Origin of the sequence: Paenibacillus sp. FSL R10-2736, assembly GCF_038000245.1 — a bacterium.
Classification (GTDB): domain Bacteria; phylum Bacillota; class Bacilli; order Paenibacillales; family Paenibacillaceae; genus Paenibacillus_AQ; species Paenibacillus_AQ phytohabitans.
On sequence record NZ_JBBOBN010000001.1, the window covers coordinates 4,006,717 to 4,024,957 of the forward strand.

Annotated in this window: 18 protein-coding genes; 8 read left to right on the top strand and 10 right to left on the bottom strand. The window is 51.1% G+C overall.

The window, feature by feature from the left end; genetic code table 11:
• Window positions 1-3 precede the first annotated feature (3 nt).
• Window positions 4-933, bottom strand: a complete 930-nt coding sequence (locus tag NSQ73_RS17340) for a hypothetical protein (RefSeq protein ID WP_340987435.1) — start codon at window positions 931-933, stop codon at window positions 4-6.
• A gap of 176 nt (window positions 934-1,109) precedes the next feature.
• On the opposite strand from NSQ73_RS17340, the gene NSQ73_RS17345 reads away from it, so the two are divergent.
• The 3 genes from NSQ73_RS17345 to NSQ73_RS17355 all read left to right on the top strand — a co-directional run bounded on the left by NSQ73_RS17345 (window position 1,110) and on the right by NSQ73_RS17355 (window position 4,450).
• The gene (locus NSQ73_RS17345) at window positions 1,110-1,691 is read left to right on the top strand and encodes an RNA polymerase sigma factor (protein ID WP_340987436.1); all 582 of its coding nucleotides are present in this window, start codon (window positions 1,110-1,112) and stop codon (window positions 1,689-1,691) included.
• The gene (locus NSQ73_RS17350; RefSeq protein ID WP_340987437.1) at window positions 1,660-3,231 is read left to right on the top strand and encodes a DUF4179 domain-containing protein; all 1,572 of its coding nucleotides are present in this window, start codon (window positions 1,660-1,662) and stop codon (window positions 3,229-3,231) included. Before NSQ73_RS17345 ends, NSQ73_RS17350 begins: the two co-directional genes overlap by 32 nt.
• A 64-nt stretch (window positions 3,232-3,295) precedes the next feature.
• A complete protein-coding gene (locus NSQ73_RS17355) occupies window positions 3,296-4,450 on the top strand; it encodes a hypothetical protein (protein WP_340987438.1) in 1,155 nt (384 codons plus the stop codon).
• A gap of 211 nt (window positions 4,451-4,661) precedes the next feature.
• Here NSQ73_RS17355 and NSQ73_RS17360 read toward each other — a convergent pair whose 3' ends face one another.
• On the bottom strand, window positions 4,662-4,997 hold the full coding sequence (locus NSQ73_RS17360) for an antibiotic biosynthesis monooxygenase (RefSeq protein WP_340987439.1): 336 nt from the start codon (window positions 4,995-4,997) through the stop codon (window positions 4,662-4,664).
• 236 nt (window positions 4,998-5,233) lie between these two features.
• Here NSQ73_RS17360 and NSQ73_RS17365 point away from each other — a divergent pair, with 236 nt between their 5' ends.
• Complete coding sequence (locus NSQ73_RS17365; protein ID WP_340987440.1) at window positions 5,234-5,791, top strand: hypothetical protein; 558 nt, start codon at window positions 5,234-5,236, stop codon at window positions 5,789-5,791.
• Between the two features lie 78 nt (window positions 5,792-5,869).
• Here NSQ73_RS17365 and NSQ73_RS17370 read toward each other — a convergent pair whose 3' ends face one another.
• The 5 genes from NSQ73_RS17370 to NSQ73_RS17390 form a co-directional block, all read right to left on the bottom strand.
• Window positions 5,870-7,003: a DUF4179 domain-containing protein gene (locus NSQ73_RS17370; protein WP_340987441.1), complete on the bottom strand. Its 1,134-nt coding sequence runs from the start codon at window positions 7,001-7,003 to the stop codon at window positions 5,870-5,872.
• Window positions 6,993-7,529: a sigma-70 family RNA polymerase sigma factor gene (locus NSQ73_RS17375; RefSeq protein ID WP_340987442.1), complete on the bottom strand. Its 537-nt coding sequence runs from the start codon at window positions 7,527-7,529 to the stop codon at window positions 6,993-6,995. Before NSQ73_RS17375 ends, NSQ73_RS17370 begins: the two co-directional genes overlap by 11 nt.
• Before the next feature lie 169 nt (window positions 7,530-7,698).
• The gene (locus tag NSQ73_RS17380; protein ID WP_340987443.1) at window positions 7,699-8,931 is read right to left on the bottom strand and encodes an aminopeptidase; all 1,233 of its coding nucleotides are present in this window, start codon (window positions 8,929-8,931) and stop codon (window positions 7,699-7,701) included.
• A gap of 103 nt (window positions 8,932-9,034) precedes the next feature.
• Window positions 9,035-9,583, bottom strand: a complete 549-nt coding sequence (locus NSQ73_RS17385; protein WP_340987444.1) for a hypothetical protein — start codon at window positions 9,581-9,583, stop codon at window positions 9,035-9,037.
• 85 nt (window positions 9,584-9,668) lie between these two features.
• A complete protein-coding gene (locus tag NSQ73_RS17390) occupies window positions 9,669-10,016 on the bottom strand; it encodes a hypothetical protein (protein WP_340987445.1) in 348 nt (115 codons plus the stop codon).
• Window positions 10,017-10,232: 216 nt separating this feature from the next.
• Here NSQ73_RS17390 and NSQ73_RS17395 point away from each other — a divergent pair, with 216 nt between their 5' ends.
• Together NSQ73_RS17395 and NSQ73_RS17400 are read left to right on the top strand one after the other, a co-directional pair.
• On the top strand, window positions 10,233-11,363 hold the full coding sequence (locus NSQ73_RS17395; protein ID WP_340987446.1) for a VanZ family protein: 1,131 nt from the start codon (window positions 10,233-10,235) through the stop codon (window positions 11,361-11,363).
• 29 nt (window positions 11,364-11,392) lie between these two features.
• The gene (locus NSQ73_RS17400; protein ID WP_340987447.1) at window positions 11,393-12,940 is read left to right on the top strand and encodes an amidase family protein; all 1,548 of its coding nucleotides are present in this window, start codon (window positions 11,393-11,395) and stop codon (window positions 12,938-12,940) included.
• A 78-nt stretch (window positions 12,941-13,018) separates the two neighbouring features.
• Here NSQ73_RS17400 and NSQ73_RS17405 read toward each other — a convergent pair whose 3' ends face one another.
• Window positions 13,019-13,786, bottom strand: coding sequence for an exodeoxyribonuclease III (locus NSQ73_RS17405; protein WP_340987448.1), 768 nt, complete (start codon window positions 13,784-13,786; stop codon window positions 13,019-13,021).
• A 361-nt stretch (window positions 13,787-14,147) separates the two neighbouring features.
• Between NSQ73_RS17405 and NSQ73_RS17410 the strand changes: the two genes are divergently transcribed.
• Window positions 14,148-14,435, top strand: coding sequence for a hypothetical protein (locus NSQ73_RS17410; protein ID WP_039303550.1), 288 nt, complete (start codon window positions 14,148-14,150; stop codon window positions 14,433-14,435).
• 95 nt (window positions 14,436-14,530) lie between these two features.
• On the opposite strand, the gene NSQ73_RS17415 is transcribed toward NSQ73_RS17410, so the two are convergent.
• Together NSQ73_RS17415 and NSQ73_RS17420 are read right to left on the bottom strand one after the other, a co-directional pair.
• Entirely contained in the window at window positions 14,531-15,640 is a 1,110-nt protein-coding gene (locus NSQ73_RS17415) for a citrate synthase/methylcitrate synthase (protein WP_340987449.1), read from the bottom strand.
• Between the two features lie 114 nt (window positions 15,641-15,754).
• Window positions 15,755-16,606, bottom strand: a complete 852-nt coding sequence (locus tag NSQ73_RS17420; RefSeq protein ID WP_340987450.1) for a helix-turn-helix transcriptional regulator — start codon at window positions 16,604-16,606, stop codon at window positions 15,755-15,757.
• 171 nt (window positions 16,607-16,777) lie between these two features.
• Here NSQ73_RS17420 and fabF point away from each other — a divergent pair, with 171 nt between their 5' ends.
• The gene (fabF, locus tag NSQ73_RS17425; protein ID WP_336100833.1) at window positions 16,778-18,016 is read left to right on the top strand and encodes a beta-ketoacyl-ACP synthase II; all 1,239 of its coding nucleotides are present in this window, start codon (window positions 16,778-16,780) and stop codon (window positions 18,014-18,016) included.
• Window positions 18,017-18,241 lie beyond the last annotated feature (225 nt).

Consider the following 18,241-nt stretch of genomic DNA (forward strand, 5'->3'; position numbering starts at 1 on the left):
TGTTCAATTAATAATGGGCTTAAGGGCAGTTTTCAGATTGCTTTCAATTCGAGGTGTGAAGCGGTCATCCGAGGCATCAAGCATAGGCAGCAGCTTCTGGATTATTTGCAGAATACGGCTATCCCCTGGCCCCTCCAGCAGCACATTCTCATAGGCTTTTTTAAGTGCAGGGTCAACAGCTTCATCCTCATAATCATAAGCCGGAGTGTTGTCCGTCCCATAGAACGTTCTCGACACTGCGTATCCCAGTTCAGTTTTGACAACGCTGACCCGGTTGGACTTCGGATATTTCTGGACAAAATCCTCCATGATTACCGCCCTGGCAATAACCTCATCCCACGTAATGACGATTCCGGCATCGTAGGTCGCCGGGCGGTTGCTCTCTGTAGCCATGAGATCAATATAGGCTGCAATATCTTTTGCAATATACGGTTTAAACGCTTTGAAGCCCTCATAATGCATAATAGGATAATACATCCCCTCACTGGTCTCGATTTTATAACCCGTATCTCTCAATTCTATTAACAACTTCCGGATATTGGCCTCCTGAACCGAGCTCAACAATCCGCTGTATGTTAGCCCGCTCTTGGCTGCAGCTCTATCAATTACTTGCTGGACTTGCTCCGGGTAGAGTTTCTCCGCGAAAGTGTCAAGCCGGGCTGCCTGTGCATTCTCCAGCTGGAGCGTCATTACAGTAGCATACCAGGAGCCCGCTTCACCGATATGATTGAGCAAATAGTTCCGCGCCTGTATGAGGCTGGCGGGATTCTTAATGTACTTTTGAAACTGGTTATACACAGCCTCCTTCTCTGAGAATGCTGCCGCAGTGGCCTGAGGTGTAGAATTCCCTGCGAAAATGCTGCCAAAGATCAGAACTAGGCCTAGTAAAACTCCTTTGGTCCATGACGATAAAGTAAATAAGGTCCGTTTCATCTGTTAACCTCCCCGAAAGAATGGATGTCTCTGTAATAATTGAACATTAGTTCATTCATATTCTATTACCCATTCAGCCCCCTGGATGACCGGATACGAAATATTTGCGCTAAAAGTGAGAAAGATCAGACCGTCCGCACGTCTTATAAGTAAATACGTCCATTTGGAGGCAATAGATGAAGGAACAAGACAATGCCGAAATCATAATTGCCGAGGTGCTGGCCGGAAACCGTGAGGCCTTTGCTATACTGGTAGACCAGTATAAATCCGGTTTATACCGTCTGCTGCTGGGCCTCGGAGCGAGCCATCAGGATGCGCAGGATCTGGCGCAGGAGACTTTCATTCAGGCCTATCAGAAGCTGCGCAGCCATAATGAACAGTCCAGTTTCGCCGCCTGGCTCTACGCCATTGCCATCAACCGGTTCAGATCACAGAAGCGGCGCAAGGCCTTCTCTTTCTCGGGGGGCTCCATTCTGGAGGAGAGGGATCAGACCCCGACACCTGAAGAGCGGTATATGATCAAGGAAAACAAGCTGGAGCTGCAAAAAAAGCTGGCCCGGCTTCCGGAACGCTACCGGATCGTGCTGCTGTTGCGTTATACCAATGAATTGACCTATGAGGAGATTGCCGCCATCACGGGAATTACTTTGCATCAGGTGAAGAACCGTCTGCACCGCGCCCGCTTGAAGCTCAAAAAACAATGGCCGAAACCGAAGGAGGATTCCAATGAAAAAATCGGATTACCGCACACACGATAATGTGGCAGATGAGGAAATGCTAATGTCTCTGTCCGGTTATGATGATCATCAGATGGATGAGGATTTCACGGGGCGTGTTATGGAGCAAATCCGCCAGACGGAGATTTTGCCCGCATCAAACGGGTCCATGGCTGGCTATACCAGCAATCCCGGCCGCAGAAGGTTCCGGCGTAATGTACTATGGGCAGGCTTGGGTACAGCTGCCATTGCGCTGGCGGTCCTGCTGTTCCTGCTCCCGGCCTTATCTGCTCCACAGCAGATCCAATCCGCCAAATCCCAGCGGCTGCTCATTATCCCTTCCGAGTGGAGTGACCATCATCTGCAGGAAGCCAAGAAGGCCGGGGTAGTGAAGCTCCCGGATATTGAGGTCACGGATCAGGGCTATACGCTGACGCTGCAAGAGGTTGTTGCCGACCCGAACCGGATGATTCTGAATCTCAGAATTACCGATGCCAAAGGGCAGCCAGATGAAGAAATGATGAGTATGTTTGATATCACCCAGCTGCAGCTCCGTAACGAGGAAGGGCTTGAAATTGGAGACCTGCAGGGCATCAATCATATGAGTACTAAGCTCGGCCCCGATAAGTTCAGGATTGAATATCTGTTATTAACCTATTATTTCAAAGGAGAACAGCCCGGGGATACCGTGTTCATTGAAGGGAAGGTTCACGAGCTGATGCTGAACTACAAGACCAATGATAGGATTTCGGGGAATTGGAGCTTCAGTTATGCTGCAGACATGACAACCGCCAATGCTCTGACAGTGAACACTGATTTGAGTAAATACAGCTACACCACACCTCAAGGGCTGGAAATTCTGATGAAAGGCATCACGCATTCTCCTGCCGGTGCCAAAATTGAATTCAGTACCCTGCTGAAGGATGAGCTGGCCTCCCAAGTTCCGGAGAACCGCAGGGTTAATCTGGGTGTCAGGTATCATTTCGAGAATGCCAAAGGTCAAATTGTGGGCTCACTCATTAATAGTAAATATGGCGGAATGTCTGAGATGTACAGAGTCGGTCATGATCTCCAATTGAACTGGAGTTATTACTTAACGGAACTTCCATATCTCAGCGAGCCTATTTATTTCGTACTCGACGGCTTCTCCATCCCTGTTGAATCGGATGATTCATTAACGTTCAATCCGGCGCTTCTGAAGACAAAGCCTGCTGTCTTTGCAGCAGAGGGTGATATCCTGAATGTGAATAATATAAAAATCACTGAGACTCAGACCTTGCCTGGGCTGTCAGCCTGGATGGCTGTCAGCGGCAAATTCAGCAATGAATTCGATATGGACAAATGGATGGCCCGGGACGGCAATGGCACTGAGTATGATGTAATCCGCTGGGGTTCCTACCGGGAGGGGGATCTCGTTACCTTTGGCCAGAGCAGTGGGAACTCCGATCTTGTGTATCTGATTGTTGACGGTATGAAATCCATCCCGAAGGAGCTGACGCTAATCCGAACAGTCACAGACAAACTCTTCAATGACGCCGACTGGAGCTTCGAGTTGCCTCGCTCGGCTGCAACTTCACAATGATTTCCGCGTCTATTCCTAATAATAGGGATTCCTTATCCCATTAATAGGAAATGGATGTGAATCTATGAACCGCAGTATTAGGCTATTCTTGCTATTGCTTGTATCGATTGCCGCACTCGGCGGCTGCAGTTCAGAGCAGGCTGGTTCCCCTAAGCCTTCTTCCTCATCCGCTGCTCCCGGATTCACGGGAACGGTGCCCACAAGCACACCTGAACCTGCCGTTTCTCCGTCTGCGCCTGGAGTTAGCGTAGCCCCTGCTGCGGCGGCTGTGCCGGATCCGGCAGATTCCTTCCGGGGTGTCCGGCTTGTCAGCAAACAGGGAGAGGTTATAAGAGAATGGGCTTCAGCAGCCATTAACTTGTTCCAACCGGTAAGGACCGGCCTGAACGAACAGCAGCAGCTGCTTATCTACCACATCGGCAGTGAGCAGCCTGAGCTGCTGGCGGAGGACGGAAGCATAACATCCTGGCCGGCGCCGCAATGGTCCGGTGAGGAACCTCCCTACGGTAATGACTACGGCAATGATGTGCTCTATGCCGACCGGCTGCTGAATGATGAGATTTTTGCCGTCAAAGGAAACCGCACTTTATACCTGGTGAATATTACAACCGGAGAAGCCAAAAAGCTGTATTCTGCCGAGCGGCCGGTCTATGGCCTCACCGCATCCCCGGATAACAGCCAGGCTGCCCTGCTTGTTGCCTCTGAGCCTTATATAGGACCTGAAGCCGATTTGATTGTGCTGAACCGCAAGGGCGAAGAAGTTTTCAGCAAACCGAGGGCCAGCGTTCAAAGCCACAGTGACGGATTTCTGTTTATTTATCCGATGGCCTGGAAAGATCCCGGTATCCTCACAGTTCCGGTCAGCGGATATGAGCAATATGGCAACGGTGGAGTAAATCTGGTTCATACCGATACTGGGGTAACCGAGTTCTTGGAGAAGCCTTCCCTTCCCGCTGACCTGGTGCTTCTCTTAGAGGAATCCGCCGGAAAGCTGAAATTCCCTGAAGAGTTGCACTTCCTCCCCGAGCCTGGAGACCAGCCCGCGTATTATGCGGTTCAAGGCATGAATTCGGATATCTGGCTGCTTAATCAGAAGACCCGGCAAGCCGTGAAGCTGGAGAGGGGACGTCTGCTGAAATGGACCACTGACGGCAACCTGCTGGTAGGCAAAACCTCAAGGGAACTGCTGGAGGCCTATATAGGAACAGATTCTTTATAACATGCAATCTCTAGCATAATTTTCGATACCGTCCCTACCACACGCAATAAAAGCGGGGATCAGCCTATGCGCCGGGTCCCCGCTTTCCTGTATTCATACCCATAATTATGGAAGTCTTGTATCTTTTCATCCCAGATTTTCTTAATTAAGCCTTAACTAAGGCCGTCTGGATATATAGTAGTCTTAGAGATGTGGGTTGAATCAGCCCGGTTTAGGAGCGTTTCCCGTAGGCCTTGCCCTCTTTTACCGTCTGTACATGATACATATTTACTGTAGTGCTAATGATATAAGCAGGCTTCTCCTGCCCTCTGCTGTTCTTGTGGCCCTGAAGATGGGCATCACTCTTCTCCCAGTTCTTCCAGGCTTCCTCCGATTCCCAGCGGATCAGCAGGAGAACCTCTTCATGCTCCTTACTCTTCTTATTGACCATCACGCTGACATCGATCAGCCCCTCCATTTCCTCCAGTGCCCCCGGTTTGCTGAAGCGTTCCACTACGGCGCTACTGTTGCCTTTTTCTACAACGATGGATCTGGTTTGCACGTACATATTGATCTATTCCTCCTGAAAAAGCTGCTGCACCGGGCTTAAATATTGATGCAGTCCGCTCAAAAATTTAATACTCTCATTCTAATTGATAATCGTTATCATTTCCAGCTAAGCTGCAGCACAATAGATAAAGTTTATTTTATAACAGAGATCTCACTAGAAAGAATAGAACTTCCGGTATAAAGTTTTAATAGTTGTTGTTACCCAATACGCATAGAAAGCAGGCAGAATATCAGATGAACATCGAAGTTAAGCTTACCGGGCTTAATGAAGCCTATATCATCAAAAATATGTACCCGCTCTATCTGCATGACTTGTCGGGACATTACGGACTTGTGGAAGGACATACCCCTAACCGGCACGGTATATTTGAGGATGATGACGATTGCCGCACACTTGCTGAGCAGTATGAAGTGCAGAACATCTGGTGGGATAAGCCGGGGATTCTCTACCCTTTTCTGATCATGGTGAATTCACTGCCGGCCGGGTTCGCACTGATTGCCACTCCGCCGCACTGCGCGCAGGAGGTTAATTATTTCGTGAATGATTTTTTTCTGCTGCAGCCCTTCAGGGGGAATGGTATCGCGGAGCAAGCGGCTGTGGAGGTATTTGAACGGTTTCGGGGCGAATGGGAGCTGTTCACCAATCCGGCGGCGAGGAATATAACCGGACAGAAATTTTGGCGGAAGACGGTCTCCCGCTATACGCAGGGTCAATATACAGAGCGCACCGGAGAGACCTTCGACGGAAATATGCTTGCCTTCCGGTTTAATAACCGATTGAATGAGTGTTAACTTAGACACTTCACAGGTCACACAGCACAAAGGCTGACACGCTGAAAATACCGGCGGTCAGCCTTTTCTCATCATATTTTACGGCAGAATGGGCACGTTAATTTCCTTGGCATTCTTCCCCGTACCTGTCTTCAGAATCAAATTCAGGGACTCGGGCTGATCCAGAAGATTGCTGCCGAAGCTCCGTTCAAAGCCCTCATAAGTTCCGGAACCCAGCGTCATTCCTAGATGGACAGTTCCATATTTTGTGATCGACTGAATTTCATTCCCGTATATAACCTCAAATATATTTTGCCTGTTCTGCCAGGTAATATCTGACTCATTCTTAATTTTAATCATCGTCCGGATCATCAGAGGTGAGATTTCCACCTTCTCCAGTGTCACTTCGATCCCGTCCAGGACGAAGTCTTCGTCCGGCTGAACAATAACGGTTTGCTGCTCTTTGAATTTCGGGTCCAGCTTGAAGCTGACCTTGAGTCTGGGGGAATAATGCATGTCGGCTACAATTGTCCCTGTCTTCGGCTGACCAAGCTTGCCGGTGTCCACAGAGGCGATCTGGAAATCCGCTTCCAGCTGCTCCGGGAACGGCTTGTTCCGGTCCAGATTAATAATGCTTCGGCCGTAATAAATACGGTTATTGAGCAGGCCAGAAGCCGTCGCATTGCCCCCGATTCCGCCACCGTTCTCCAAATATTGTCCTGTCGATATATCCTTCATTCGTGCACTGCTGGTACCATAGACCTCCTGGCCTTCAGCCACTTCTGCTGTGTACAAAAAGATAATACGGTTCTCATCCGCTGTAACGGCATTCAATGTAATCTTATAATCTCCGCTAGCGGCACTTTGATTAATCATCTGGATATAATCATGCCGGATAGCTGAATCCAGAGTCGCCGCCTCCATATCAAAAGAATAGAGCCGTTTAAACTTTTCCAGCTCTCCCCAATTCACTACTCCAGGAGGTGCGGCTGTATGCGATGCAGAATCGTGGATTACTGGAATGAAAAATAGGATCATCGCGGCAACCGCAGCGGCAGCCAGGCCGATAATGGAGCCTTTGGTGAATCTGCCCTGCCAGCTTCTCCTGCGTCCGCTCTCCATTCCCGCCTGAACTGCCATTCTGATGGCATTGCCTCCGGCGTCCGCTTCAGCTGCCTCGTGTATACGGACTGCATCAGACAACATCGCCTGTTCTTCCCTGCTACTGTTCATTCCATTCACCCCGGTTCTTCATAATCATCCTAAGCTGCTTCAGTCCTTTGTGCTGCCAGGTTTTGACTGTCCCTTCCGGCTTCTTAAGCAGGACGGCGATTTCAGCCAAGGTCATATCATTGTAATATTTGAGCAGCAGCACATGACGGTATTTCAGCTTCACCTGCGAGAGCGCCCACTGCATCTCCATAGTATGAGTGCTGTTATGAATGACCGGCTCCATCATGTTCTCCGCTGCGGTTGGGACCGCCCTCTTCCTTCTCCGCTGTTCGTCAATGCAGACATAGATTAATATCCGTATCAGCCAGGATTTGAAGGCCTGGTGGTCTTTTAGGGTTCTTCGTTTCATCCAGGCCCGGCAGGTTGTTTCCTGCAGGGCTTCCAGCGCATCGTTGCGGTTGCCCAGATAACTGTATGCAATATGATACAGCTGATCACTGTGCTCCATAACCGCCTTAACAAAATCCGTCTCTTCATGCGGCACAGCAGCAGCAACCCGTTTCATCTCTGCCCCGGACATCGTCATCTCTCCCTCTCCTCTCCATCACTTTTACATGAATTAGACGGAGAGGTATCACAAACAGTTTTATCCTGCGGCATTTATTATAACAAAAAAAGCCGCATTCCCCGCTGAGCGTGAAAAGTTGCGGCCTTTCTTGTGATGTGCAGCAGACGTGCTGCCGGTTATTCTACAGCTACAGTACCCAGTTACCTTGACGGAACACCGGCTCGATGGTTCCATCGGCCAGTTCCCCGTCAATATCAAGCTCCGCCGAGCCAATCATGAAATCGACATGCGCAAGGCTGACGTTGGCTCCCCTGGCAATCAGTTCTTCGCTTGTCATGGAAGTCCCGCCTTCAATGTTAACCGGATACGCACTGCCCAGGGCGAAATGACAGGATGCATTCTCATCGATCCCGGTATTATAGAACACTCTGTTCAGCCGGGAGATCGGAGAGTCATGCGGCACCAGTGCCACCTCCCCAAGATAAGAGGCCCCTTCATCAGTGTCCAGCAGTGAGGTCAGATGCTCACGTCCGGATTCAGCATCATAGGCTGTAACCTTACCGTCCGTAAAGGTAACCGTAATTCCGTCCACCAGCCGTCCGTTCAGATTAAGCGGAAGGGTGCTTTTGACAGTACCATTGACACCGGTGCGATGCGGCATCGTGTAGATCTCTTCCGTAGGCATATTCGCTACAAAATATACACCGCCGGCATTCTCGCCGCCGCCGCCGCGCCACAGATGGCCTTCAGGCAGTTCTACGCGCAGATCCGTGCCCGGTGCACGGTAATGAAGGCTTTTATACCGTTTGGCATTCATCCGCTCCTGGCTCTGCTTCAGGTCACCGATATGACTGCGCCAAGCAGCAACCGGATCCTCGCTGCCCACACGGTTCATCTGGAAGACCGCTTCCCACATTGCCTCAATCCGGCCCTCTTCAGGCAGATCAGCGAATACCTTGTCCGCCCAGGCACGCGTAGGTGCCTTGACCAGCGACCAGCTGATTCGGTTGTTGCGGGTATAGTTCTGATATTTCTTACGGGCTACAGCAGCAGCCTTAACCGCTGTGGAGACTTTGGCGGAATCAATTCCGCGGAACAGCTCAGGGTCCGGTACCTTAATATGTAATATAGCCCCGCCTTCTTCAGCGAACCCCTCCAGCATATCCGCATGCCACTGCGGATAATATCCGAAGGAATCCTCAGAAGCCTTCTCATAACGGATGCGCGTTACCGCTTCATCATCCCAGTCCACAAGCACATATTTAGCCCCGGCCTCGTAGGCTTTGCCCACGATCAGCCTGGTAAGCTCCACGGTCTCCAGCGGTGCATGCACCATCAGCACTTGCCCTGGCTGCACGTTCACGCCAACCTTTACCACAAGCTCTGCATATTTCTCCAGCATCAGATCAAAATCCTTCATGTCTTCTCTTCCTCCGTATCTATTCCGTCTGTGAATGATTCTTGCCTTACTTTGAACAAACCCACTTGTTATTTTAACGCAAAAAAGGGCATGTGGCGATCAGTTAATCCCCCTCTGCCCATTTTCCTGTATAGACGCCGCTCTCATCACTCCGGATCATAAACCGGGCTTCGCTGAACACCGAGTTATGCCGGTAAGCAGACATTGTCAGCTCACTCTCTGTAATCCTCTCCGGTGATTCTCCTGTTAGCGGAGTCCAATAGATCGTCTCACCCGGCGCTATAGTAATCTCCTTACCAGCCTGGTTCACCTTATAGTCTGGCGCATTCCAGCGTATGAAGCTGCCCGTACTTGCACTCAGCCTGATCTCATCCGCATCTTCAGCATTTACAATTAGCGTATATCCGGGTGTCTTGCTGTCGGTGACACGGTAGCTTCCATAAGAAGCCTCACGATCCGGCTGCGCCAGCTCCGGTGTTCCGTCTGCAGCAAGAACCGTTAGACTAAATACCTTCTGCCATGCCTGCAGCTTCTCCGGTCCGGAAGAAATCTCCCTGTAAAAAAAGGCAAGCAATCCTAGAGCGATAATGAGCAGCACTCCCGCAACGAGGCGAAACCGGGCCTTCTTCATTCCGGTCCTTGTCCTGTTCATTTCCTTCCCCCTCCAATCATATTAATCTCCCTGCTGCGCCGGAAACGGAAAGTGCATTCCCCCTCCGCCTCCGGTACCGCAGAATCTACTGTTTATCCACCTGCAGCAGCGTAATTGTCTTCAAGTCATACGTATGCGAAATCTTCTCTTCGTCAATCACTTTCAATTTCGTGAGACTCGCTACTTTGGCCGGGTCTGCCTTGGAGAGCAGCCTCCACAGTTCCGGATCTGACAATGTCTGGTAAAGCTTATCATCATCATATTCCTTCCGGTTCTGCGTGACAAGCTTCACTTTGTAGCTGCCGATAACCGACTCCGCCTTGCCTTGTTCAGCAAAATAGGCCAGTATATCCTGCCTCAGCCCGGCCAGCTCCTTTTCCAGCTCCTTCTGCCTGGTCTTCAGTTTATAATACTGCTGTACCTTCTTCTCCATCTTGTCTCACGCTCCTCTCCTCATATGTATGCAGGAAAGAACGGATAGAATGATTAATTCCATGGATTAAGCCCAGGTTTAATTCTATACTGAAGTCGGTTCAAGCAAGTTATAATAGGGGAATAGTCTGCAACGTTAAGAAACGGGGTCTCTTACATAATGTGTAGCATCCTATCGAGAATTCGTTCAGACAAAAACTAGGGCAGCAGGTGAACCATGTTTCAATCCTATCTTTTTCCGATCTCTTATGCATTTATGGCTTTTCCGTTAGCGGCGCTGCTCTTCACTTTGCCGTTCCTGATCGTTCAATACCGCCGGCACGGTTATATCAACAAGATTCGGGCGCTGATCCTCTATTTGCTGCTCTTATACTTGCTGAATGCCTTTTTCCTGGTGCTGCTGCCCATGCCGGACTCACGCCATAACGCTGCGCCTACCGGGCATATGCTCCAGCCTGTGCCGCTGCAGTTCATTCAGGACATCTTGCGCAATACGCATCTCTCGCGTAATGATCCGTCAAGCTATTTTAACGTACTGCGCGAAACGGATTTCCTGCTGGCTGCCTTCAATGTTGTGCTGACCTTACCTTTCGGGCTGTTTCTGGGCTACTATTTCCGGACCCGCTGGGTCGTGTGCATCATGCTTTCTTTCGGGCTGTCGCTATTGTTTGAGATTACACAGATTACCGGAATTTACGGTTTCTTCGACCATCCTTACCGGATCTTTGATGTCGATGACCTGATCACCAATACATTCGGCGGAATAGCCGGATTCCGGATCGCCTTATGGATCTCCGGATTGCTGCCGCGGATTGAACAGCTGGACAGCCAGGAGGATTTATCCGCCAAAAAGGTTACCTACACACGCCGAGGCCTCGCTTGCCTGCTGGATGCAGTCCTATGGATGGCAGCGGCACTTCTGCTCAATCTGCTATCTCTGAATATTTCATTCTGGGCAGTCAGTATGGTGTATTTCCTGATCGTTCCTCTCTTAACCGGAGGGCGGACGCTCGGCAAATGGGTGGTGCGTATCCGGCTGGGCAGTGCGGATGGCGGTCCGCTCAAACTCTGGATGGTGTGGATGAGGTATGGACTACTCTATGGATTGCTTGGAGGAATAAACTTCCTGTCCCTTGATTCTGCCTTAATGCTTAATTTCGGCACTGTAGGTTCTACGGTTATACGAATTACAGCCGCGCTTGCCGATCTGATCTTCTTCATTCATCTGATTCTGCGGATGTTTAAGCGTGACCGGCCGCTGTTCTATGAAGAGTGGAGCCGGACACGCAATGTGATTACCTGGCCGGACACGCAGCCGGCAGCTGCCGCTGAGACGCTGGCCAACTAAAATTCTATGTACAGAGGGAAGAAACCGCCATGAAAAATAATGATGCAGACCTTAGCAGCCCCCTCAGCAACATTCAATCCCCCGTCCGGAAGTGGCAGGAATGGATAATTGAAGCGGATATAACAGCCATGCAGCAGGAAATGGAGCAGGGGAATTTAACTTCCGAGCGGTTAACAGCGCTGTATTTAGAACGGATTGACCGGTATGACAGCCTGCTGAACTCTGTTCTGGAGATTAACCCTGATGCACTGGAGATTGCCCGGATGCTGGATCAGGAACGCCGGGACAAGGGAGTGCGTAGTCCGCTGCACGGAATCCCCGTACTTGTTAAGGATAATATCGCTACATCGGACAAGCTGCACACCAGTGCGGGAGCGCTGGCATTGGCAGAGTACAGGGCTGCTGAAGATGCCGTAGTAATTAATAAGCTGCGGGCTGCAGGCGCAGTGATTCTGGGAAAAGCAAATATGACGGAGTGGGCCAACTTCATGTCGCCCGCCATGTGGGCGGGATACAGCTCACGCGGCGGACTGGTGCTGAATCCTTACGGGCCCGGTGAGCTGTTCATTGGCGGCTCCAGCTCGGGAAGTGCTGCGGCCGTTGCCGCTAACCTGTCAGCTGCCGCTCTCGGCACGGAAACTTCGGGGTCCATCATTTGTCCGGCTGCCCAGAACTCGCTTGCCGGCATCAAACCTACGTGGGGGCTGGTAAGCAATGCGGGGATTATACCGGGGATCGGCAGTCAGGATACCGCAGGTCCGATGGCCAGAACCGTATCGGATGCCGCACTGCTCCTCAGTGTCATTGCCGGTACCGGAGAGTATCCCCACAGGGCTTCATCGGATCGAACAGCAGGCAGACAGGATTATACTGCCGCTCTGGATATTGAATACGTGAGATCCAAACGGATTGGTATCCCGAGATTCTATTATAAGGATTTGGATGAAGAGGCTCTGCTCCTGATGGAATCTGCCATAGCTGTTCTTAAGGAACTTGGAGCTGAAGTCATTGATCCCATTGAGCTTCCTTGCCAGAATGCCGAGTGGAATGCTGTTATTCTGCAATATGAATTCAAAAAAGGCTTAAACCGTTATTTAAGCGGCCTGCCTGCTTCTATCCCGGTGCATTCCCTGCAGGAGTTAATCGAATTCAATAACCAGCACAGCGCACAGACGCTGAAATATGGTCAGGGAACGCTTGAATGGCTGGATACTTCCGGAGACGAGATTACGGAGCAGGAATATCTGGAGCAGCTGCAATTCTCCCGGTCCATGTCTGGCAGACAAGGCATCGATTATGCACTGGAGCATTACGGTCTGGATGCCATCATGTTTGCCGGATTTCACGGCACTGACCTGGCAGCCAGAGCCGGCTATCCGCTCATTACAGTCCCGGCCGGATATACCACTACCGGGATAACTGCACCGGGAGGCTATATCACCAACGGTCCGCAGGGGGTCACCTTCTCCGCTTCAGCCTTCAGCGAAGCCGTGCTGATCGGCATTGCATACAGCTTCGAACAGGCCACGAAGCACCGGCGTCCGCCGCTTCTTGACACGGCCGGGGAATCCGATTGATATCACAAACAGAGGCGGTACCCCGCAACCCGGGATACCGCCTCTGTTCTTTTATGTTCTTTTGTACAACGAATAAATCTACACTTCCGCCGCATCGGCAAGATGAAGGACTACCGGACAATGATCACTGCCGAGAATATTGCACTCTATCCCTGCATCCAGAAGGCGCGGGGCCAGCCGCGAGGAAGCGAGGAAATAGTCGATCCGCCAGCCTACATTCTTCTCTCTTACCTTCGGCATATAGGACCACCAGCTGTAGGCACCCTCAAGCTCAGGATAGAAATACCGGAAAGTATCAACGAACCCGGCCTCCAGCAGCTCTGTCATCTTTGCGCGTTCTTCATCGGTGAAGCCTGAATTCCCGCGGTTCGATTTGGCATTCTTGAGATCAATATCCTGATGCGCCACATTCAAATCCCCGCAGACTAGAACCGGCTTATGCGCATCGAGCTTCAGCAGATAATTGCGGAACTCATCCTCCCATTCCATCCGGTAATCCAGTCTTGACAGATCCCGTTTGGCATTCGGAGTATATACATTCACCAGATAGAAGTCTGTGAATTCCAGGGTAATAATTCTTCCCTCGTCTTCGGTTTCCTTGTCGAGACCATATCTGACAGACAGCGGCTTAATCCGGGTGAAGACGGCCGTACCTGAATATCCTTTTTTGAGGGCATAATTCCAGTACTGCGAATATTCCTCTCCGTGGTCAAGAGCAATCTGACCCTCCTGAAGCTTCGTTTCCTGCACGCAGAAGATGTCTGCGGCGCTTTCCCGGAAATATTCGTTAAACCCTTTGTTTACACAAGCTCTCAGACCATTTACATTCCAGGACACCAGCTTCATCGTTGTCATTCTCCTTACCATTCACTAGAATTACTTCCAGTGTACCATATTGTCCTCTATTTGAGCGTAGCAGCCCTGTCTTTTGCCGGAATGCTCTTCGGGCTTATCCTATACCGCTTCTACGGCAAACGGTCCAAAGATAAGGCGTATATTACGCCAGCTTCATAGGTCATAGACCTCTAATCCATAGAATAATTGAACCGCAAAGAGCCCCCGCCCGCCATGGGTAGAGGCTCTTCTTCTATTTAATTCTAACTCTCATCGCCCTATTAAAATGTGCTAATCTCCCAAGACATACGTTACAGCAATCATAGTTTCGGCGAATATGATATCCTATCAAACGAAAAAGGAGGTCATTACCATGGCAATCTTGTTACCGCAACAATTCTTCAACCTGGCTGCAGGCGTTGGTAAATCTTATTATGAGAATCTGGCTGGAGGCATCAACGCGGCTGTAACTGTAAATAACAACTCCGGTTTCCCTGTGGATCTTGTTCTTTACAGAGTCAATGCGCCAGTCGTCACTTATACTATTCCTGCGCTGAACAGTCTCACAGTTTCTGTAAACCTGCTGCTTGTTGCTGCTCTTCTCAGCACAGCTGCAGGCGCAGTCTTCGGCACCATCGAAGTTGCAACCTCTGATTTCTAAATCTAATGTCAGAGTATCCCCCCTCATACTCTCTCATTAACATTCCCTTGTTCAACATCCCCGGCTGTTTGACGGCCGGGGATGTTTGTGTGCTGTTATGATACAACCTCTGATTCAGGCATCGGTCCGATATACGTAGATTGCGGGCGGAATATCCGGTTATTGGCCGCTTGCTCCAGTATATGGGCCGTCCAGCCGACAATTCTACCAGCCGTAAACGTTGGAGTAAATATCTCCGGTGAGAGCTGCAGCGCCTTCAGAATCGCTGCGGCATAAAACTCGACGTTAGTGAACAGCCGCCGGCCCGGTTTGTATTCCTCCAGCAGTGCAATTGCCGTGGCTTCTACATGCAGGGCAAGGTCAAAGGATGCATCCTTCCCGATCATCTCCAGCGTGGCAATCTGCAGCGCTTCTGCACGGGGGTCCTTGGTCTTATAGATGCGGTGTCCAAAGCCCATCAGCTTCGTCCCGTTATCCAGCGCATTGCGCAGCCAAGGCTCTGCCCGCTCTACCGTTCCGATATCCTCCAGCATTGAGATGACTTCATAAGGTGCACCGCCATGCAGCGGCCCTTTCATCGCTCCGATAGCTCCGCATACCGCTGCGCACATATCGGATTCAGTCGAGAGCACTACCCGCCCGGCAAAAGTCGAAGCATTCATGCCATGCTCCATGCAGAGAATCAGATAAGCGCTGAGCGCCTTGACATGGGCTTCCTCCGGCAGCTTTCCTGTCAGCAAATATAGATAATTCGCAGCATGGCCAAGCTCAGGAAGCGAATCCAGCGGTGCCAGGCCCTGCAGGCTGCGGGCTCTGTACACGATGATTGCCGGTAGAACAGCCGTCAGACGTACCGCTTGCTTCAGCGTTGGCGGCCAGGTTGTATTCTCTTTATCCCCTAGTGCAGCAACTGCACTCTGGAGCACCAGCATAAGCGGTACTGAAGCCGGGAACAGATCCAGCATCCTGCAAAGATACTCAGGAATGACTCTCTCCTCTGCCATCTGTGCTTTGAGCAGAGCCAGCTCCTCTGCATCCGGCAGACGCCCGTTCCAGAGCAAATAAGCTACTTCCTCGTAACTTTTGCTTACCGCAAGCTCTTTGGCCCAATATCCGCGGTATACCAAATGTCCTTTCTCTCCATCGACCAATCCGATTTCAGTTTCTCCGGCAACTACGCCTTCCAATCCGGTTACTTTAGCCATTGACCTTTGCTCCTTTTACGATCCCGCAGGAATTGATTCATCATATAAGGAGTATAAACGTCAAATTCGATATTGCATATTTATAGTTTTTTATGAATCCATAAAAAATATCTATCAACCCTGCGGTTCAGGCGCCATCAGCTGCTTCAGCTTGGATTCTGTATTGGAATCTCCGGCGGGGGTGTAGATGCTGCAGCGCAGATCCGTGCTGCCCTGCACCTGAAGCGAGGTTAAATGGAACAGCATTTTGCCGGCTTTGGCATGCCGGAACTCCAGTACTACGTCCGGAGCGGAGCTTACCCGGCTCTCCTCCCATAGCTGATTGAACTCCGGATGCTGTTCCTTCATCTCCGCAATGAATTCATCATACCAGCGGTCCTCCAGATATTGTCCGTAATAGGCGCGGAAAATCGACAGGTACCCCCGGACAAACTGCTCCCAGTTCACGGCCAGCCGTCTGAATTCCTTGCGTACAAATAACAGGGAGATCATATTGCGTTGCTCCGGCGGCAGCTTGGCGAAATCAAGAAACACATGTGCGGCCGCCTCATTCCAGCCGACAATGCCGCAGTGCCGGTCCGAGATGATTGTCGGACAGCTCTTCAGCTCCTGCAGGATCTTCTGCAGGGACGGATGAATCACTGAGCTCTCCTCTTGAGGATAAACCATACTTCCCGGCCCGTTATCCAGGGCCAGGGCAAATAAGTAGCTCCGCTCATCCTTGGTCAGCCGCAGTGCTGCGGCAATACAATCCAGAACGGATGGAGATACTTTAATATCACGCCCCTGCTCAAGCCACGTGTACCAGGTATTGCTGACCCCGGCCAGCTGTGCCACCTCTTCGCGTCTTAGCCCCGGCGTCCTTCTGCGCGAGCCTTCCGGCAGTCCTGCCGCTGCCGGAGAGATGGCCGCTCGTCTGGATTTTAGGAAATCGGATAATGCTTGCAGCCTGTTCTGATTGGACATTGTATCTCCCTGCCTTCCGGTTGGTCTGCCTATTAGTGTAGTAGTAATTATACTAGTATAAACTACAACTTGTAATAGGATAAATTAAGTGGAACAATAGGTCTAGAACGAATCCGGTTATACTTACAACACTTAAGTTTATGCTCACATAACTTTTAGGAGGATTATCATATGGAACGCGTAGTGATCACAGGGATGGGCGTAATTTCGCCGCTTGGCAATACCGTAGAACAATTCTGGAGCCGCTTGGCTGCTGGTGAATCGGGAATTTCGCCGATCACTACTTTTGATACAACACATTTCAAGACCAAAATTGCCGGCTCTGTACAAGAGTTCGATCCTGACGCCAGATTCGGCCGCAAGGAAGCGCGGCGCATGGACCGGTTCAGCCAGTTCGCGCTTGCCGCTGCCGAGGAGGCCTGGGCGCATTCGGGCCTGCAGCTGGACAAGATTGACCGCGAACGGCTCGGTGTCTATGTAGGCTCCGGAGTAGGCGGCATCCAGACCCTGATGGAGCAGGGTGATCTGCTGCGCTCGCGTGGCCCGGAACGGGTAAGTCCAACCCTGATCCCGATGCTGATCTCCAATATGGCAGCAGCAATGATCAGCATTAAGCTCGGAGCCTTAGGGCCGACCCTCTCGCCGGTCACTGCCTGCTCGATTGGTAATACTGCCATCGGCGAAGCCTTCCGCCTGATCCGTTACGGCGGAGCCGATGTGATCCTCGCCGGGGGTGCCGAAGCGGCGGTGACCGAAATTGCCCTGGCCAGCTTCGGCAATGCAACCGCCCTATCCACCCGCAATGAGGAGCCGCAGAAGGCCAGCCGGCCTTTTGACCAGCACCGGGACGGCTTTGTCATCGGGGAAGGCGGCGCCATTGTCATCCTGGAGTCCCTCTCCCATGCCTTGCAGCGGAATGCTGTCATCTATGGTGAAGTAACCGGCTATGGGGCCAGCTCCGATGCTTATCATATGGTAGCCACTCATCCCGAGGGCATAGGTGCCTATCAGGCGATGAAGCTGGCGCTGAGAGAGGCCGGAATCGCTCCGGCAGAGGTGGATGTAATTAGTGCCCACGCGACCAGTACGATCGTCGGAGACCGTTCGGAGACCATGGCAATCAAGAAGCTGTTCGGCGATGACGCCTACCGGATTCCGGTCACTGCGAACAAGTCGATGACCGGACATGCTCTTGGTGCAGCCGGCGGCCTGGAAGCTATCGCCCTGCTCAAAAGCATGCAGGAGGGCCTGATTCCGCCGACAATCAATCTGGAGCAGCCTGACGAATTGTGCGACCTGGATTATGTTCCTAACCATGCCCGTCAGGCGGATCTGAAGATCGGGATCTCCAATTCCTTTGGCTTCGGCGGACATAATGCGGTCATTGTGCTGCGCAGGTATGAGGATTAAGTAAGGATGAAGTTGCGGCATTCAATGGCCTGAGAATAGAATGTTACCAATAACAGCGGATCTCCAGGCGGAGACCCGCTGTTTGTCATACAAGTTACCGGTCACACAACGGGACTGGAACACAGGAGACAATTCCTGCAATTGGATTCGTTACCGGCAGAATGGAGACTTTTAGGAAACACTCTAGACCTAAATGTTGTACGTTCTGCAACTCTGACCGATAAG

What these genes read in the sequence shown, in the direction of transcription:
- NSQ73_RS17340 (WP_340987435.1), bottom strand. Translation starts at nt 933, where the DNA reads ATGAAACGGACCTTATTTACTTTATCGTCATGGACCAAAGGAGTTTTA.
- NSQ73_RS17345 (WP_340987436.1), top strand. Translation starts at nt 1,110, where the DNA reads ATGAAGGAACAAGACAATGCCGAAATCATAATTGCCGAGGTGCTGGCC.
- NSQ73_RS17350 (WP_340987437.1), top strand. Translation starts at nt 1,660, where the DNA reads ATGAAAAAATCGGATTACCGCACACACGATAATGTGGCAGATGAGGAA.
- NSQ73_RS17355 (WP_340987438.1), top strand. Translation starts at nt 3,296, where the DNA reads ATGAACCGCAGTATTAGGCTATTCTTGCTATTGCTTGTATCGATTGCC.
- NSQ73_RS17360 (WP_340987439.1), bottom strand. Translation starts at nt 4,997, where the DNA reads ATGTACGTGCAAACCAGATCCATCGTTGTAGAAAAAGGCAACAGTAGC.
- NSQ73_RS17365 (WP_340987440.1), top strand. Translation starts at nt 5,234, where the DNA reads ATGAACATCGAAGTTAAGCTTACCGGGCTTAATGAAGCCTATATCATC.
- NSQ73_RS17370 (WP_340987441.1), bottom strand. Translation starts at nt 7,003, where the DNA reads ATGAACAGTAGCAGGGAAGAACAGGCGATGTTGTCTGATGCAGTCCGT.
- NSQ73_RS17375 (WP_340987442.1), bottom strand. Translation starts at nt 7,529, where the DNA reads ATGACGATGTCCGGGGCAGAGATGAAACGGGTTGCTGCTGCTGTGCCG.
- NSQ73_RS17380 (WP_340987443.1), bottom strand. Translation starts at nt 8,931, where the DNA reads ATGAAGGATTTTGATCTGATGCTGGAGAAATATGCAGAGCTTGTGGTA.
- NSQ73_RS17385 (WP_340987444.1), bottom strand. Translation starts at nt 9,583, where the DNA reads ATGAACAGGACAAGGACCGGAATGAAGAAGGCCCGGTTTCGCCTCGTT.
- NSQ73_RS17390 (WP_340987445.1), bottom strand. Translation starts at nt 10,016, where the DNA reads ATGGAGAAGAAGGTACAGCAGTATTATAAACTGAAGACCAGGCAGAAG.
- NSQ73_RS17395 (WP_340987446.1), top strand. Translation starts at nt 10,233, where the DNA reads ATGTTTCAATCCTATCTTTTTCCGATCTCTTATGCATTTATGGCTTTT.
- NSQ73_RS17400 (WP_340987447.1), top strand. Translation starts at nt 11,393, where the DNA reads ATGAAAAATAATGATGCAGACCTTAGCAGCCCCCTCAGCAACATTCAA.
- NSQ73_RS17405 (WP_340987448.1), bottom strand. Translation starts at nt 13,786, where the DNA reads ATGAAGCTGGTGTCCTGGAATGTAAATGGTCTGAGAGCTTGTGTAAAC.
- NSQ73_RS17410 (WP_039303550.1), top strand. Translation starts at nt 14,148, where the DNA reads ATGGCAATCTTGTTACCGCAACAATTCTTCAACCTGGCTGCAGGCGTT.
- NSQ73_RS17415 (WP_340987449.1), bottom strand. Translation starts at nt 15,640, where the DNA reads ATGGCTAAAGTAACCGGATTGGAAGGCGTAGTTGCCGGAGAAACTGAA.
- NSQ73_RS17420 (WP_340987450.1), bottom strand. Translation starts at nt 16,606, where the DNA reads ATGTCCAATCAGAACAGGCTGCAAGCATTATCCGATTTCCTAAAATCC.
- fabF (WP_336100833.1), top strand. Translation starts at nt 16,778, where the DNA reads ATGGAACGCGTAGTGATCACAGGGATGGGCGTAATTTCGCCGCTTGGC.